The organism is Nocardia sp. NPDC019219, assembly GCF_040632645.1.
In the GTDB taxonomy this organism is placed as follows: Bacteria; Actinomycetota; Actinomycetes; order Mycobacteriales; family Mycobacteriaceae; genus Nocardia; species Nocardia sputorum.
This window is the reverse complement of sequence record NZ_JBEYCG010000016.1, coordinates 106,522-124,359: the sequence shown is the minus strand read 5'-3', so window position 1 is coordinate 124,359 and position 17,838 is coordinate 106,522. Positions and strand designations below refer to the sequence as shown.

5 protein-coding genes are annotated in these 17,838 nt (G+C 71.7%); all 5 read right to left on the bottom strand.

All coding sequences use genetic code 11. The features are described 5' to 3' along the window. Positions 1-424: 424 nt before the first annotated feature. The 5 genes from ABZ552_RS26310 to ABZ552_RS26290 all read right to left on the bottom strand — a co-directional run bounded on the left by ABZ552_RS26310 (position 425) and on the right by ABZ552_RS26290 (position 17,832). Positions 425-2,017, bottom strand: coding sequence for a hypothetical protein (locus ABZ552_RS26310; RefSeq protein ID WP_357440407.1), 1,593 nt, complete (start codon positions 2,015-2,017; stop codon positions 425-427). A gap of 107 nt (positions 2,018-2,124) precedes the next feature. Next, positions 2,125-2,568 carry a hypothetical protein gene (locus ABZ552_RS26305; protein WP_357440404.1) on the bottom strand — a complete coding sequence of 148 codons (444 nt, stop codon included), beginning with the start codon at positions 2,566-2,568 and terminating at the stop codon, positions 2,125-2,127. Continuing rightward, entirely contained in the window at positions 2,565-3,056 is a 492-nt protein-coding gene (locus ABZ552_RS26300) for a DUF6301 family protein (RefSeq protein WP_357440402.1), read from the bottom strand. The genes ABZ552_RS26305 and ABZ552_RS26300 overlap by 4 nt, the downstream gene beginning before the upstream one ends. Before the next feature lie 28 nt (positions 3,057-3,084). After that, positions 3,085-3,369 (bottom strand): hypothetical protein, encoded by a 285-nt coding sequence (locus ABZ552_RS26295; RefSeq protein ID WP_281916627.1) that lies wholly within the window; start codon positions 3,367-3,369, stop codon positions 3,085-3,087. 48 nt (positions 3,370-3,417) lie between these two features. Next, a complete protein-coding gene (locus ABZ552_RS26290; RefSeq protein ID WP_357440399.1) occupies positions 3,418-17,832 on the bottom strand; it encodes a hypothetical protein in 14,415 nt (4,804 codons plus the stop codon). Positions 17,833-17,838 lie beyond the last annotated feature (6 nt).

The following is a 17,838-nucleotide window of genomic DNA, read 5'->3' as shown; positions in this document are numbered from 1 at the left end:
CGAAGGGCGATACGATGCCGACGTCCGATCCCGGAGCCCAAGACTCCGACCCGCACAACTGAAGACACATCCCCCGACGTGGGCGTCGAGTATGCACGCGCCACGGCGCGGTGACCCGTCCGCCCCCGCGCACGGGATCATGCTGCTGCGCCCGGCAACTCATACGCTGACGACCCTCCTCATCGCTGGCGTGCCGCGACCGGCGGTGCGCCACACGTCAATATGGCAGCCGGTTCTTACGGCACACCAAATATTGTCTTACGACGCACCAACGATTCTATGGTCAGTCGGGTCGCTTCCGCATGTACAGACCCGAATCCTGGCGGCCTCTCCGCGCCTGACCAGTCGGTTCGCGCCGCGGAAGAACCTGACCGCGCTGACCCGACGTGCGCCGTGCGCGGCCGTGGATGTCACCGATTGCGGCTCAGGGCTTTTCGCGCTGTGGCCAGAACGCGCCCACCGGGCCGTGCCGATCCCGGAACCGCCGCTCGAACTCGCCGATGTACACCGACGGCGCCACCGAAGACGAAGAGCGTTCCAGCACACCGTCGTCGGCGATGTAGTAGATCGCCCGGCCGATCGCGATCTCGCCCGGCTCGACCGGGACGTACACCATCCAGCCCACGTCGAGCCGATCGGCGCGCAAGTCCTCCAGCGGATAGCGCACGGTGGCGGCGCCGCTGTCCCGGATGAACCGCTCGACCAGGGCGATCGCCTCCTCCCGCGGCATCGGCCCCGGCGCCGTCATGGTCACACCGGCCATGGTGAGCTGGAAGAAGGCGCCGTCGACATCGAACAGGTCGTCGTCGCCGAAGACGTCCGCGAGCGCGTCACGGGTGACGACACCCGCCTCCGCCGCGGACACGAGCGCGTCGACCGCCGCACGCCGCTGCGCGTCCACGTCGTCGCCGAGCAGGCCGCTCACGATGTCCACCACGACCGCCGCTGTCCACACACCCGGCACCGCTTCGGCGAACCGATCCGGCCCCGGGGACTCACCGCGGTACCAGCGGCCGTTCTCCCACCAGTAGCAGAACGACAGCAGACCGCTGGCGCAGCGATGGTTCAACACCTGCCCCGCCACCCACTCCGGCGCACCCGCGTAGAGATCGGGCAACCTGGCGCCGTCGTTGTAGGCCGCGGCCAGCTCCGGCGCGTTCCATACGCCGCCCGAGAGCACCGCCCGCCCACCGGGCAGCGCGTACAGCGAACAGCCGCTGCGCTTGGCGCCCTCGAACCAGCTCACGGACGGCAGCAGCCGTGGACCCCACTGGGATCCGGCCGCGACGAACGCCGCGGCGAGCACCGCCCACCGGGCGGCCATGAGCGGGAACGGGGGCAACTCGTCCTCGCACGGCACGGCGCGCACGCCCGCCTCCCGATCCGCCCGCGTCCGCGCCGCCGCGACCTGCGGCGACCGCAACTGGCGGTCGCCGTGACCGACGTAGGCGCCGAGCCAGACCGGCAGCGACTCGCGCGGAAAGGCCGCCAGGTCCGCGAGGTAGACCTCGGGCGGGAACAGCTGATCGTCCGGGAACGGTTCGTCGCCGTAGTCGTAGTCGACCTCCATCCGGCCCGCGCTGGTCACCGTGAAGAGCAAGCGCCAATACGGTCCGTCACCGAACCCGGCCGCCAGCTGCCGATGCTCCCGGACCAGCGCCACGATCCCGGGATCGGGAGTCGCCCGCACGGTGCGTTCCCGCTCGTCGGAGTAGACGGCCACCGCCACCTCCGCGGCCACGGTCAGCGTGAATACCGCGTCCACCCGCTGCCAGCCCGGCGGGCCGCCAGCGCCCAGCTCGCGGGCGACCTGATGCATGAGCGCCTTGGCTCGTTCGGCGACATCCTCCACCGGCGCCGCGTCGGACAAGGTGAAGCCGACATCGGGCTCCTCCGCACCGGATGCGGTGGCCTCGGCCTGCTCCGCCTCATCGGCGGACAGCTTCGGGTGCGTCTCGGTCGCGTCCCCCGCCCCGGCGGGCTCGTCGCCGGTTGCCTGGCCGCCTGGTCTGGTCACGTCGCGGAAATCCCCTCATCCACCACATCGCGGCAGGCGTGCCCGCCGCGATGCCTGCTTCGTTCGTCGTTCATCCTGGCACGGCGCCGGTTCGCGCGCGGCCCGCGTCAGGGCTCCTGCCGCAGGCCGAGCAGCGGCAGCTCCAATCGGCGATTCTCCGAGCGTTCGTCCCACGCGGTGTAGGCCAGGGCGGTGGGAGCGTGGATGCCGAACCCGTCGCGCAACCCGGTGACGACCATGTCGGCCAGTCGGCGATAGTCGACCGTGGGACTCGGCCAAGGCAGCTCGGTCCACCAGTTGACATGGCCGGCATCGCGTTCCCGCCACCCCGACTCGGCGATCAGCGCGCGTCCCGCCGCGCCGGCGCGCGCCTCCGGGGCGAGCCATTCGTCGTCGACCAATTCGGCGGCGAGGGCCTCATCGAGCTGGAGGAATTGCGCGTATCGCCGCCGCGGTCCCGTGCCGGACTCGACCAGCTTGACGATGGAACCGGCGCGCAGCGCGGCGAGTTCCGCGGCCAGGCCGGCGGCGAGATCTCCCCATCCCGTCAACTCCGCTCCTGTCGCCCCAGCTCGACGGCCTGATCGTGCAGTCGCAACCAGGAGTTGGCCGTCAGGGACAACTGCACCGAGCGGCCCAGATCCTCCAGCACCAAGGTGGTCTCCGGACCCGCCCAGCGGACCTCCGCGGTGACGCCGGGGACTCGCGTGGTCGGATCGCCGAGTGCGCCGGTCAGCGCCGCGGCCATGGCCGCGAACGCGTCCCGCGACCGTGACCGCCCGTCCGCGTCGTTCGGCGCGAAATCCGTGACGCGCAGCTTGATATCGACGATCAGGCCCGCACGTCCATGAATCTTCCCGCTGGCCATCCCGAATCCGGCATCCAGCATCGCCCGGTCCGGATGGGCGGTCAGCACCTTCCAGCCGAAATCTTCCGCCAGCCGCGGTACCGCGTCCATCGGCTGGGAGCCGTCGAGCGAGCGCAGGCCTGCGGCCAGGTCGACGATCTCGCTGTCGGTCAACGCGCGCCACTCGGTCATGCGCCCACCTTAGGTCGTGACGTCGGGATCACCGGGCCGGCCGGCGACGGTTGATTTCCTCGATCTTGCGCGCCAGCGCCTCCTTGCGCGCACGGGCGTTGGAGCCGTCGAGCTGGCCTGCGAAAGCCGCGCGAGCCGCGTCGACCAACGCGTCCGGCACGTCGGGGTACGCACGGGCGATCGCCCACAGGGCGTCCTCGGTCTTCATGTCGAGTCCGGTCTCCGTGCGGATGCCGCCGCCGGTCAGCACGGAGCGCAGCATCTCGTCGAAGTTCTCCCGCAATTCGTCATCGGTCGGATGGTCGATCCGCATCCGTCCTCCTCACGTCGATGGTTATCTCGGGACATCGTCGGCCTCCGGTCATCCGGCGAAGATCTCGGTGCTGCGCACGGGGTCGGCGACCACGGCCCGGATCAGCGCGCCGATGTCCATCTCCTCCGGCACCGAGCGATAGGTCAGCTCGCAGAAAACGGCACCGCCGACGACCACCGCGAATCGGGTGGTCCGCCACCCGACCGTGCCCCACTCGACGCCGACGGGCCCGTCGAGATCGACCGTGCGATCGCCGAAGCGCAGGGTGAGCCTGCCGTCGTGCCGATAGAACACCACCGGGACGCCACCGAGTTCACCGTAGACGCCGTTGTTCGTGCCCGTCTCCGACGGGTTGGCGCGCAGCGCGCCGGTGATCGGATCGAACTCGGCGGGCACGCCGAAGCCCGCGAAGGGGCGGACGAACAGACGACCTCCCGTATCCGGGCCGCGATGCCCGTCGCCGCGCCGACCGCTCGTCCGCGAGCCGCCGTTCGCCGGAGGGGGCACCGGCATGCCCGGCGGCATCGGGGGCATGGGCATGCCTGGCGGGATGGTGCCGTCAGGATGGCCTGAGCCGTTCTGGTCAGCCGGCCAGGCCGGTGCGGTGGGTGGATACGGCGGTGCCGACGGTGCCGGAGCCGGTATCGACGGGTACGAGGGTGGGGCCGACGGGTACGGGGGCAGCGGTCCTGGCGGCGTCGGGTATGGGGGCGTCGGCTGGGTAGGTGTAGGCGCGCCGGGTGGGGGCGGCGTCGGTGGGGCCGGAGGCATCGGCGGAACCGGAGATGTCGGCGGCTCAGGTCGTGTCGGCGGAACCGGAGATGTCGGCGGCTCAGGTGGTGTCGGCGGAACCGGAGATGTCGGCGGCTCAGGTGGCGGTGGCGGAACCGGAGGCATCGGCGGAACCGGTGGCGACGTCGGCGGCGGCGTCGGTGGGACCGGAGATGTCGGCGGCTCAGGTGGCGTCGGCGGAACGGGAGGGGTCGGCGGGACCGGAGGCATCGGCGGCTCAGGTGGCGTCGGCGGAACGGGAGGGGTCGGCGGGACCGGAGGCATCGGCGGCTCAGGTGGCGTCGGCGGAACCGGAGGGGTCGGCGGGACCGGAGGCATCGGCGGAACCGGAGGGGTGGGCGGTGTCGGCGGGGCCGGAGGCCGTGGGGGCTGGGGTGGGTTCGGCGGCTGTGGAGGTTCCGGCTGCGGCATTGGGACGGGCCACGGCTCCACCTCGTTCAGGAACGGGCCCGGCATCTCGAAGTCGTAGTCCTTCGGCGGATGCGGAATGTGTGAGCGCAGAGCCCGGTCGGGCGGCATCCATCGGGGACGTGCCGGGTCCGAAGCCGACGGACCTTCGGGCGGCTCGGAATCACCGTCGCGGTCGGAGCGGGAGCCGGCCGAGGGCCGATCGCCGCCATTGCGATTGGCGCGAGGGCCGCTGTCCAGCGAATCCTCACCACCATCGCGATTCGTCCGAGCGCCACCGTCCAGCGAATCCTCACCACCGCCGCGATTCGTCCGAGCGCCGCCGTCCAGCGAATCCTCACCACCGCCGCGATTCGTCCGAGCGCCGCCGTCCAGCGAATCCTCACCACCGCCGCGCACCGACCACGACGCGTCCACATCCGGTTCTCCGCCCTCGCGAGCCACCCGGGGCCCGGACTGCCTCTCGTGCGAAGAACGATCCGGTGAGCGCTCCCTACCGGCGTTGCGCACCGCGTCTTCCGCCCGCGCAAGCTCCTCCTGAGCGTTGAACACCCGCCGGGCAGCACGCTCCAACTCCGCAACCCGCTCCTGCCATGGACCCTGCTCGTCCACCCGCATCGTGCGTCCACGCAGACCTTCGAGGGCATCGTCCAACGCCTCGCGCGTCAGATCCTCATCATTCATCGGCAGACCGCGCCGAGCCTCCGCGAGATCAGCCTGTGCATCCGCCAGTTCCCGCGCGGCCGCATCACGCTGCGCGGACACACGCGCCCGCTCCGCATCCGCCGCAGCGCGCCCGGCTTCCTCGCCAGAACTCGAATCCGATTGCTGCGAACCATTTCCCAAGCGGATATGCGCGTCCCGCGCAACCCGCGCAACGGCCTCATTCGACCGCGCGAGTTCGTCCTCGGCGTCGAACACTCGCCGGGCAGCGCGCTCCAACTCGGTGACCCGCTCCTGCCACGGACCCTGCTCGTCCACTCGCATCGTGCGTCCACGGAGGTCATCGATGGCGGCGTCCAGCGTCTGGCGCGTCAGATCCTCGTCGTTGACCGGTAGACCACGCCGAGCCCGCACTAGATCGGCTCGTGCACCAGCCAATTCGCGCTCGGCGGCATCACGCCGCGCGGATGCACGCACCCGCTCCGCCTCCGCCGCGAGTCGGGCCGACTCTTCCGATGCCGGCCCAGCCGGTTCTTCCACTCCGTCCCGCACCGGCGACTCGGCGACTCGGGTGGCCTGCTCGAGCATGTCGTCCAACCGTGCGAGTTCGTCCTCGGCGTCGAACACTCGCCGGGCAGCACGCTCCAACTCCGCAACCCGCTCCTGCCATGGACCCTGCTCGTCCACCCGCATGGTGCGTCCACGCAGACCTTCGAGCGCATCGTCCAACGCAGCCCGCGTCAGATCCTCATCATTCACCGGCAGACCGGGCCGAGTCTCCGCAAGGTCAGCCCGGGCATCCGCCAGTTCCCGCGCCGCCGAGTCACGCTGCTCGGACAGACGCGTCCGCTCGGTATCGGCATGCGACACCTCCGGGCGACCATCCGCCTCCCGTGGATGCGGTTGCTGGGCAGCATCGTTCGCGGCCGCTTCGACCGCGTCGTCCAAGCGAGCCTGTTCCGCCTCGCCGTCGAAGACACGTCGGGCGGCGCGCTCCAACTCCGCAACCCGCTCCTGCCATGGACCCTGCTCGTCCACCCGCATCGTGCGTCCACGCAGACCTTCGAGCGCATCGTCCAACGCCGCGCGCGTCAGTTCCTCGTCGTCGACCGGCAGACCACGCCGGGCTTGCGCGAGATCTATTCGTGCCTCGGACAACTCGCGTGCCGCCGCATCACGCTGAGCCGTCGAGCGATCGATGTCGGCGCGGGCGGCGCGCTGGACGAGGTCGGTGAGGGCCGCGATGTCCTCGGCGCGCTGGACGACCTCGGCGCGCAGCTCGGCCTGCACCTCGGCGAGCTGGGCCGGGGTCAGGCGCTCGTGCTGGTCGAGCTTGCCGTCGCGGTAGACCTCGTAGACCTCGGCCCACCGTTCTGGGCCCGCGTCGGTCAGGTCCACGCCGACCAGGCGTGCGAAGTCTCGGCTTGCGCCGCGGTCGGGGCCGGGCGGTATGTCGGTGGCGCCGTCCAGCATGCCGAGGCGGCCGGGGGCCTCGGTGAGGTGGGCGACGTCCCCGATGACGTCCAGCAGATGCCGGACGGCCTTGTCGTGCACCGGGAATTCGACATCCGACACGCGGGGATCGATCGCTCGATCGCCGTGGGCTCGCGGGTCGAACACATCGACCGCGGCGAGCGCGTCGGCGTAGTCGGTGAGCGCGTCGACGAGATGTGGGTGCAGGTTCGGCCGCTGCGACAGGTTGGCGATCACCTCGCCGAGCTGGGCGATGCCGGTGATCCGCACCGTCCCCGGCACGGCGTCGAGGCGCCGGATCAGCCGGTCGTCGGCGGCATCGATCGCGGCCCGATCCATGCCGCGCAACAACTTCGCGTACTTGACCAGCGCCTCGGCCCGCTGCTGACGCAGGGCGTTGCGGATGTCCGGGTCCGCCATCGACTCGGCGAGGCGCTGCGGTGTCAGATCCGCCGGGTCCAGGCCGAGCCGGTGCGCCAGCAGATTCCGCGCGTCGCCGACCTGGTGATAAGTGTCGATGTCCCAGGCGGTGCGCGCGTAGTCGATGATGGCCTCGATCTGGCCCGCGCGGATCGCGTTCTCGTCGCGCAGGGTCGCGAGCCGCTGGGCGAGCAGTTCGGGGGAACCCAGTTCCGCTTCGGTGATGCCGAGGCGCTCGGCCAGTTCGCCGATGGCGTCGCCGATCTCCTCCCGCGACAACGCCTCCTCCGCGACGGGAAGCGCGTCGGGGTCCACGGGCGCGTCCGGCACGACCCGCCAGCCGTCGCCGTCGTTCACCACGGTCACGTCCAGCCTGCGGGCCTCGACCTCGCCGGTGAAGTGCCGCACCTGCGTCGCCCCACCGTCGACGATCGCGATCCGGTCCGGACGGACGTCGGTCACCAGGTAGTGGACCTCGACGATGCCCTCGTTGACCGCCTCCGCGAGCCGGGGGTGCGCGGCGAGCGCGTCGGCGATGACCCGGTCGTGGTCCAGGCCGCCGTCCACGACCACCAACCGCATCGGTGCACCGGGCTCGCCGGGGACCAGGCCGAGCCCGGTGCCGTCCTCCAGCAGCGCACCACCCCGCGCGAGCACCCAGTCGCGGCCTGCCATCTCGCCGATGAGGCCGGTCAGCTCGTCCGCCGCGGCGTCGGCGAGGAAGAAGTCCTCGGCGTCGGCGAGGAACGCGGTCAGGCCGCGGGCGTGTTCGCGGATGCGATCCATCTCCTCGGCGAGCGCGTCCGCCAGCTGACGCGCGTCCAGCGCGTGCAGATCGGCGCCCAGCAGCTGCGCCCAGACGGAGCGCTCGTCCTTGATCTGGTCGCGGCGCAACGCGTTCTCGAAGAACGAGCGCAGACCCTGGTCCTGCCCGGGCTGGTCGGTGTCGTAGAGGTCACCCCACTCGCGGCTCGGTTCGCCGCCGTTGTTGACGCCCTCCCAGTCCAGCAGGGTGGGATCGCCGCCGAAGGCGCGCGCGACCTCGCCCAGGAACCGGTTCATCGGGTTGGCGTCGAAGAAGCCGATCTCGTCGCGGTACGGGATCCGCCCGTGCTCGGCGTTGTACCGGCGCGACGCCTCGGCGAGGCCGGTGAGCGCGCCGATCCGGCGGATCTGCTGATACCGCAACAGATCGACGGCCCGGCGGACGTTCTCGGCGGTCGGTTCACCGAGGTCGACGCCGAGCGCATCGGCCGCGGCCGCCAGGGCGTAGGCCAGTTCCTGCCGCCGCGCCGAGGCCTCGGACAGCTCGTGCAACCAATCCGCGAGCGCACCGGAGGCGGGCAGTTCTTCGCCGGGCCGCTCGGACAGGTCCGCCGTGGCGTCGCCGTCGGTCAGCTCCGGCCTGGTCTCGGGCCCGGGGATCGCACGGGCGGCGCCCTCGGCCTGACGCTTCAAATCGTCGAGTTCCACCCCGAGTTCCCGGCGCACCAGCTCCGGATCTGCCTCCTCCAGCCAGTACCGGTATTCCTCACCGTCGCGGGTGGTCGGGGTGTCGTACTCGGCGGCCTGGTCGTCGATCCGGGAGGTCAGGCGCTTCAGCAGCGGAATCAGCTCCCGCTTGCGCCACATGGTGACGGCTTCCTTGAGGATGCGGACCGGGCTGAACTTTGTTTGCAGCACCTCGTATTCGTCGCCCGGCGCGGGTGTCGGATCGTAGTGCTTGGTGAGCGGCAGCCCCGCTTCGTGGGCGAGCAGCGACTGACCCGCGCTGTCGACGCCGGAACCGGACGGGTATTTCGGGCTCTGTCCGCGGAAGCCGGCGTTCAGCGCCTCCCACAGGCGGCGCAGCCGTGACTTCGGCCGCGCCGGTTCCCGTGGCGCGGGCGCGTTCGGATCGGCAGGCTCGGGGGCGTCCAGACGCTCGGGCACTTCGACCCGCCATCCGTCGTTCTCGTCGGCGACCAACCGCGCCTGCACCCGCTCGCCGTCGACCTCGAGGGTGTATCGGCGGGTCTCCCCCGGCGCGGGCGGCTCGGCGCCGGTCGTTCCGCGCGCCGCCTGAACGGCGTCGGCGAGGTCGGTGATGGCTCGCGAGTCCCGGCGCACCGCTGCCCGTGCCTGGGCCAGCGTCCCGGCGGGGTCGCGGTCCAGGTCCGCCGGATCGATGCGCAGCCGCCGCGCCCAGGCATCGCGGGTCGCCGTCACCTGCGCGCGCAGGTCGGGGTGGCCGGTGTCGCGGGCCCGCTCGGTCGCCGCGGCCAGCGCCTCGACCGCGCCCGCTCGCAGCAGGTTTCGGTAGCGCAGGTCGGCGATCGTCGCGCCGAGGTTTTCCGGCGACAGATCGGACTCGTCGAGGCCGAAGCGGCGCGCCAGCCGGTCGCGGGTGCGGTCGATCGGTTCGGGGCGCGGGGCGCGGTGCGCTGGGTCACCGGCCCCCGCGTCGCGCGCCGGGCGCTCGGACTCCGCCTGGCGGGCATCCGGTTCCCGGCCGTGCGCGGACCGCTCGGCATTCCGAACTGCCTGCGCGAGGGCTTCTTCCAGCCGCGCCGCTTCCGCTTCGACGTCGAAGACGCGCCGGGCGGCCTGCTCGAGGCTCGTGAGACGGTCCTGCCAGGGGCCTTGCTCGTCCACCCGCATCGTGCGTCCGCGCAGACCGTCGAGGGCGTCGTCCAACGCCTCGCGCGTCAGATCGCCGTCATCGACCGGCAGACCACGACGAGCCTCAGCGAGATCCGCCCGCGCCTCCGCCAATTCCCGCGCCAGCGCATCCCGCTCACCAGTCAGGCGTTCCACATCGGCGTCGGCCACAACGCGATCGGCAGTCGCGGGATCGGCTCGGCGCACAGCGTCATCCGCGCGAGCCAGTTCATCTTCGGCGTCGAAGACGCGGCGTACGGCACGTTCCAGCTCCGCGACGCGCTCCTGCCATGTGCCCTGCTCGTCCACCCGCATCGACCGGCCGCGCAGGGCCTCGAGTGCGTCGCCCAATGCCTCGCGGGTCAGATCCCGTTCATCGACGGGCAATCCACGACGAGCCTCCGTGAGATCCGCCCGCGCCTGTGCCAGTTCCCGCGCCGCCGCATCGCGGTCGGCGGTCAGGCGATCCAGGTCGGCAGGAGCCGGATGGCCGGTGTCGGCGGACCGGGCCGTAGTGGCGGGATCGACGGGTGGAAGGGCATTCGGGCTCGTCGGGGCAGGCAGTCGCGGTGGTCGCGGGTCCTCGACCGGCAGGCCCGCGCGGCGCAGGTCGTTTTGGACCTCGCGCAGGCTGTCGTCGAGCGCCTCGGCCAGCCAGAATTGTTCGTCGCCGTAGCGTTCCGCGCTGGTGAGCGGCTCGAAATCGGCCGGGAAACGCATGTGGGGGCTGTCGGCATCGTCGAGGAAGCCACGGGCGCGGGCGAGTTCGGCGAGTTCGGCCAACGCCGCGAGCGGGTCACGCAGCCCGGTGAAGGTCTCATCCAGACCCAGCGCCTCGGCCAGCCCGCGGACGTGCTCGGCCTCGGCCTCGGTGAGCGGGTCGGCGGCGCGCTGGTTGGGCCAATCGCGTTGTTCGCGCAGGAAGGCGAGCACGTCGCGGAGGGGGTTCCCGGCGCGGGGATGATCCGGACGACCGCCGGCTGGCGGCTGCGCGGCAGCGGGGGGAGTCGGCGGGCCGGAGGGCGGGTCGCCACCCGCACCGTCGCCGGCGGCCTGCGGCTCTGTCGGCTCCCGCGCCACCGTATCCCGCCGCACTGCCGGACGCGCCTGCTCCACCTCCCTCTCGGCACGCGCCGATGCGCCGGTTCGATGCTCCACATCCCCTGAATCCGGCCGGTCTCCGGCAACGAATCTGGTCGCGCGCGCGTCGGTCACGGTGCCCTGGATGAGGACCTGGGAGAACTGATCCGGCAGGTCGAAGATCGGTTTGAACTTCCAGGACGCGCCCTCCGGCGGCAGCCCGGTGCGCCATTCCAGGATCACCCCGTCGCCGTTGGCGAACCGCTCGGCGGCGCCGCGCGTAGGCGACCACGACGTGGTGTCGCTCTCCGCGGCGCGGCGCTGGCCGATGTGCTCCTCGGCGGACAGGTCCACGGTCCCCCGCGGCACCGCCCGTCCCGAGACTGCTTCGAGGAACGCGGGATTGACCGATCCGTCGGACAGCAACCGGGGGATGCCGCGGTACAGCGGCGTCCCGTCCTCCGGCAGGTCGCCCTCGAACAGGATGTCGCCGTCGCGGCCGAACGCGTCCGCCTCCTGGCCGTCGTCCGGAAGGTCCACGTGGTCGGGCTCGAGCGAAAGGGGTGCGTCACCGGTGGTCGGCGGCTCGGCGGCCGCCCGGGTCAGTAGGTCGTGCAACGCGCGAGCGGGGGCGCTGACCGGGTCGCCGTCGTCGCCACGGAGCACCTGATCCGCGAACGCCTCGGGCAGCGCCTCCTCCGGCCGCAGGTTGCCCTCCTGGTCGAAGCTGTGGCCGCTGAGCTGGTGCAGCCAGTCCTCGAAGCCGACATCCGGGGCACGGGTGTCGTCGTCGAGATAGCGCTCGTAGAGGTATTCCTCGGCGCGATGGCGCGCGCTCTGCTGACTGGCGTAGTCGAGCGCGTGCCCGTATTCGTGCGCCACGACGGCACGTACCGGACGGCGCAGCACTTCCGGCGAGAACCGGCCGTTGTCGACGCCGAGCTGCATCCGGTCCCGGAAGGTCTGCGCGCTGCTCGCATGGTCGTAGCCGAGCACGATCGATTCGGTGTACATGCGACCGGAGGCGTCCAGCCGTGGCTGGGCCATGCCGATCACCTTGGGCGGCAGCCCGCCGATGCCGATACTGCGCAGGTCCACGGCCGGGAACCGATCGGCCAGGTCGACCAAGGCCCGGGCGTACTCCCGCACCACCTCCGGGTTCAGACCCTCGAGGTCGAAGCCGAATACCTCGAAGCCGGGATCGCGCATCGCGTCGCGCAGGTGCTCCTGCAGTCGCTCTCCGACTTCCTCCGGACCCAGGTGCGACCATTCGTCCGCGCCCGATACGCCGAGCAGTTCCCTGTCCCGGGCGTCCGCCGCATCGCTGTCCTGTGGAAGAGACGATTCGTCCGCGTCACGCGCCACGTCATCGGTGTCACGCGCCGCGTCATCGGCGTAACGCGCCGCATCGTCCGCGTCACGCGCCGCATCGTCCGCGTCACGCACCGGGATGGTGGAATCGCGCGCCGCACCCTCAGCGTCACGCCCCACACCCTCGGCGTCACGCAACGGAGACGCGGCGTCGCGCACCGGAGCAGCGGCATCACGCGGTCCACTCTCGGCGTCGCCTGCTCGGGTCTCACCATCGCGCACAGGACCCGCGGCATCACCCGCCGGGCCGGCGGCATCCCGCCCCGGAGACGCGCTATCACGCGGCGCACCCCCGATATCGCGGGCCGGAGCGGCGGCATCACGCGGTCCACCCTCGGCGTCGCGTGCCGAAGCCGAACCATCACGCCGCGGCCCGACCGACGCACGCACAGGGCTCGGGGCCGCACGCGCCGCAGCGTCACTGTCGCGCGTAGGGCTGTCGGTCCCACGCACCGGAACTTCGGATTCAGCCACCGGAGACTCGGCGTCAGGCCCCGAGGTCTCGTCATCACGCGTCCGGGTCTCCCCATCGCGGGCCGCGCCCTCGGCATCGTGCGCCGGTGCCCCGGCGACCGGCGTCTGGCCCGGTATCCGCACCAGCGCCGGGGATTCGATGCCGCCGATGACATCGATCCGCACGAGTACACCGTCTCGTTCGAGATCGAACTCGCGGGAGATGACGTCACCGTTCTTGGCGACGTGCACGAGGTGGTATTCGACCTCGAGCGTTCCGCCCCGATGCGCCTGCAGCAGTTGCTCACGTGCCCGTAGCAGCGCCCGGCCCTCCGGGCTGTCCGGCTCGACTCCGCGCGCCGCCATCTCTGCGGGCGTCTCGGTCAGGATCCGCCGCAGGTTCTTGTCGATCGCGGCCGTGCGACGCAGGTACTCCGGCGAACCCTGTTGCGCCTCGGCGGCTTTCGAGCCACCGAGCTGCGAACCCACGCCCTTGGCCTCGATCACCACGAGCTTCGGCGGCCCGCCGTCGACACCGGGGACGAGCACCGCTATGTCGACGGTGTCCGCACCGTCGATCGCGCCTTCGAAAGGGCTCAGCAGCACCGCGTTCGGCCGCTGATCCGCGTCGAGCGCGAACGCCCTGCCGCCCAGCTCGCCGAGCGTCTTGGACGCGTTCACCAGCAACGGCCCCAGCCGGTTGAATTCCGCTGCGTTGCGCTCCATCTCGCCGAGACGATCAAGTTTCGCTTGTTTCTCGTCGTCGGAGAGATCGGACTCCAGGATCTCGATCTCGAGATCCGCCATGCGCGGGCCGAGTTTTTCCTCGGCGAGGTCGCTGATCTTCTCGATCCCGAACTCCGCCATGTGGCGCTTGACACCGTCGTTGGCCGTGTCGCGTTGCGTCTGCAACGTCGCCCGCTCGGTGACCGCCTTCGCGATCTGCCTGGCGATCACGTCGTCGACCACGGTGTACGGATTTTCCGGGCCGGGATCGGCCATGAAGCGGTACGGCCGCTTCGTCAGATGGTCGGGGACGTACTCGTTGCTCGACTCGTCGCGCAACCGGAAGCTGTCGTCGCGGTAGGTGCCGGGGTCGTCGTCCTGGTGATGCCAGGTGCCGTCGGGGTCCCGGTACGAATCGGGGCGATCACCGAACTTGTGCAGCAGTCCGTCGGCATCGCGGTACATGCCGTTCGGGACGTCGTCACCGTGCTCCCACCCGTGCTCGACGTCGTCGGATTCACCGAGGAAGTCCGGCGTCTCGTCGAGGGTCCGATCGGGGACGAGCCGCGCCGCATCCTCGCCGTCCGGCCCGGCGCGGCCGGGTGCCGCCATATCCCGCTCACCCGGTTCCGCCCCGTCGTCTACGCGGCGGCGCGAGGTCGCCGGGTCGGAAGGCTGACTCGCCTCGTCCGTGCCCGAGTCGCGGTCGGGCCGCGCCGAGTCATCGTCCACCCCGCCCAGGTCACGATCGCGGGCCGACCGTGCCGCACCGTCCACCCCGTCCCCGCCGCGCTCGCGGGCCGGCTCCGCCGCATCGTCCGCTTCGCCCGCTGCGCGCGAGTCGCGATCGGCCTTGGCTGCGTCATCGTCCGCGCGGCGGTCACGATCGCGAACCGACTGAGCCGTGCCGTCCGCCCGGTCGCCATCGCGATCGCGAGCCGACTGCGCCGCATCATCCACCCCGCTCTGATCGCGATCGCGGGTCTGCGGTGCCGCATCGTCGCCCACCCTGCCGTGGTCACGATCGCGAACCGCCTCTGCCGAGTCGTCCGCCCGGTCGCCACCGCGATCGCGATCGCGGGTCGACGGTGCGGCGTCGTCGGACCCGTCGCCATCGCGGTCGCGGATCGGCGATGCCGCGTCGTCCAGCCCGTCGCGGTCGCGGATAGGCACCGCCGCCGCGTCCTCCGCACGCCGGGGTGAAGTCGCGGGATCGGAGAGCCGATTCGCCTCGTCTCGGTCGCGGTCGCCCCGTGGAATCCGGGACGGCTCCGGTGGATCGGACTCGTCGCGCGTGCGCGCCGGATCCGGTTGCGGAGTCGGGTCCGACGGCGCACGCGGCGGGATCGGGGCGTCCTCCGCAGGCCGTCCACCGGCGACCCGCCACCAGGTGTCGGCATTCTTGCGGAACTCGCGGGCATTCCACTCCGCCTGCGCCGCCCTGATCCGCAACGAACGTTTGGACACTCCTTCCGGCAGGTCCGCCTCATCGATGCGGTCTACGAGATCGCGCAGCCGCCGCGCCTGCTCGGCTTCCCCGCGGGAATTCATGTCGGCCAGTTCGGCCCGCATCCGCGCCCGGAACTGCTTCGGCGTCTCGTCGCCGCGCCGACCGGCGATCTCGCCGTCGCGGCCGTAGATCGGGCGGTCGTCGGTCGGTCGCACCCGCGGATCGGTTCCGTCGGGCGGCACGACCCTGCCCTGACCGTCGAACAGGATCGCCGACACCGCGCGGAGGTCCATCGGCGCGTCCGGCGGAAACCCCTTGCGCCTGTCCGCCCCTGGATCCGACACTTCGATGCGGAATCCGCCGGTGTCCGCGTCCACGCGCACGGTCAGGGTGTAGGCGTGCGCGCCGACTCCGTGTTCATCGACCGGTCCGGTGTACTCGTCCACCACGAGCGCGCGCGGACCACGGCCCTCGGCGACATCGCGGGGGTCCATCCCCTCGGCCATCCGCAGCAATTCGTCGGCGATGCCCTGGTGACGAGGCTGGTCCGGTCCGCCGTCCGGGTAGTCCCACAGGCGGCCGCCCGCCGCGTCCTGGATCTCGCGCAGCGACATGCCGCGTTCGCCCACCGGCTCGTCCGGAGGACGGATGGTATCGCTTCCGGTGGCCTGCTGGATCTCCTCGAGCGAGAGCCGGGCGCACTCCCCGCGATTCTTCGGCTCTCGCTGCGGCGCATCGGTATCCGGCTCGTCGCGGGAGTTCTGGTCCGAGTCCCTGCGCGCCGGACCGTCGGTGTCCGGACCCGGTCGGCGCGCCGGTCTGGACTCTCCCGCGTCACCGGCGAGGGGCAGCACGACCGGTTCGGCGGTGTCGCGCCGTCCGTCGTCGGATTCCGGTGTGTCGCGGGACCGCGACGGCTCGCCCTCCGGCCGGTCCGCGCTCGCTGCACGTGGCTCACCGGGGCGCGTCGCACTGTCCTGACGCGGCTCACCAGCCGGGCGCGTCTCACCGACCTGACGGGTCGCACCGGTTTCCCGCCTGGATTCGGCGCGCGGCGCTTCGGAGTCGGTCTTGCCCGCTCGCACCGCGGGTTCGTCGCGGACGGCCCCGGAGGAGCGATCCGCGATACCGGCCCGGCCCCTGTCGGCGGCAGCCCTGCTGTCCGATGTGGGCTGAGGGCGCGCGTCCGCCGACGACGCGGGCCGTGCATCGCTCGTCCCCGGCGAAGCGGGCGACGCGTGGGTAGTACCCGCACCGGTCGAGGGCGGTGCGCCCGCAGCCGTCGGCCCGGTGGCCGGCGTGGCCGCCGGACCGGTCAGCGGCGCGCCGCCGATCGGTGCCGCGCCCGTCGGCGGCGTGTCCGACACCGACCGCGTCAGCGGGTTCTGCACGCCGTCGCCTGCGCCGCGCTGCGAACCCGCCGGGTCGCCAGCCGCGCTGTCCTGACGGCCCGCGGAGACCTTCGGCTCCTCGGCGCGGTGGGTACCGGCCCCGTGGTCCTGTCTTCCTTCGTCGGCGAGTCCCGCGCCGGTGTCGGACGCGGACCGCTCGCCCGACGTCGACCGCTCACCCGACGCGGACCGCTCACCCGACGACGCACGCTCACCTCCGGAACCCTGCTCACCGGACGTTTGCGCCGGAGTACCGGACTCACCGCTCCGCCCGGCCTCGACATCCGCCTGCACCCCGCCAGTGGAGGAGCTCGAAACCCCTTCTCCGGCAGCAGAACCCGTGTCACCAGCCGTACCGGAGCGGTACGTGTCCGCGTTCCCGGCGTTCGACGACCCACTGCTGCCGTTACCCGCCGCGGCGGGCATTCCGGCGCGCGGAGCACCCGCGGGGTTCTGCGTCCCGGCCCCCGGAGCCAGGCCGCTGCCGTCGCCCGCCCCGGGTGTTCCCGCACCGTCGGGCCGGTAGCCGACCCGCGGTCCGCTCGCGTCGGCGAAGAGGTTGTCCAGGCGAGTCCCCAGATCGGGGCGGCTCATCGTGGTCGGCATCAGCTTGTTCCACATGCGCGCGGAACCGACCTTGGCCACACTGGTCATCGCGCCGTTGGAGGCACCCGCGGTGAACATGCGCCAGTCGACCGGCGTGTTCCCCAGGTTCTGCAGCGCCTGGTCCAGCCCGTCGGTCGCCGCGTCGAAGCCGAACTGCGTCGCGGTCGCACCAACGAAACCCGCTCCGGCGCCGACCAATCCCGCCGCCGTCCCGGTGATCGCGCCGTGCAGGAACGGGTTGAAATCCGGCCCGAACCGCCGCGTCAGCGCGTGGCCGAGCTTCTCGCCCAGCGGCCCCGCCACGGCGCCGCCCGCCGCGGAACTGACGGCGGTCACGATGACCTGCTCGACGTTGATGTTCTCGCGGTGCCCCTGCTCCACCTGGTATGCCTGCACCCCCAGTTCCTGCATGGTGCCGAGGATGGTGTCGATCGCGACATGCCGGAGCAGGAAGCTCACGAACCGGTTCGCGACGATCCGCCCGACCCGCTGGATCACCGCCTGCACCAACCGCTGACCGATGATGCGGACCGCGATGCGGGTGGCCGCGATCGCCGCCGCGTCCACCGCGGGCTTGAACGGACCGGAGAAGAACGACGCCGCCAGCTCCGCCGCCAGCAACGCCAGCGACGACCAGTACATCAACTTGCCGTACTCGATCTCCGTGCCGACGTCGTAGGCGGAGTCGCCGATCTCCTTGAAGTAGTCGGCCAGCTTCGACAGCGTCTGGTCGTCCTGCGGGTTGCCGCCGCTGAAGGTCAGGAAGCTGTCGAAGGCTTTGACCATCTCCTCGAAACCGTCGCCCGAGGGATAGGCGGTCATCGACGCGCTCTTGGCCGCCTCGATATCGGGGATGACCGAACGCAACTCGCTCGCGGCGGTGCGCCAATCACCGCCCAGGCCCCACATCTGGTCCTCGTTGCCCTCGGGCCACTCCATGCCGACGATCGGCTCGAGGTATTTCAGCGCGGCGGGCAGCTCGATGGCCATGGGCAG

Excerpts from the sequence above, each read along its gene's own strand:
- ABZ552_RS26300 (WP_357440402.1), bottom strand. The coding sequence starts at position 3,056 with ATGACCGAGTGGCGCGCGTTGACCGACAGCGAGATCGTCGACCTGGCC.
- ABZ552_RS26290 (WP_357440399.1), bottom strand. The coding sequence starts at position 17,832 with ATGGCCATCGAGCTGCCCGCCGCGCTGAAATACCTCGAGCCGATCGTC.
- ABZ552_RS26295 (WP_281916627.1), bottom strand. The coding sequence starts at position 3,369 with ATGCGGATCGACCATCCGACCGATGACGAATTGCGGGAGAACTTCGAC.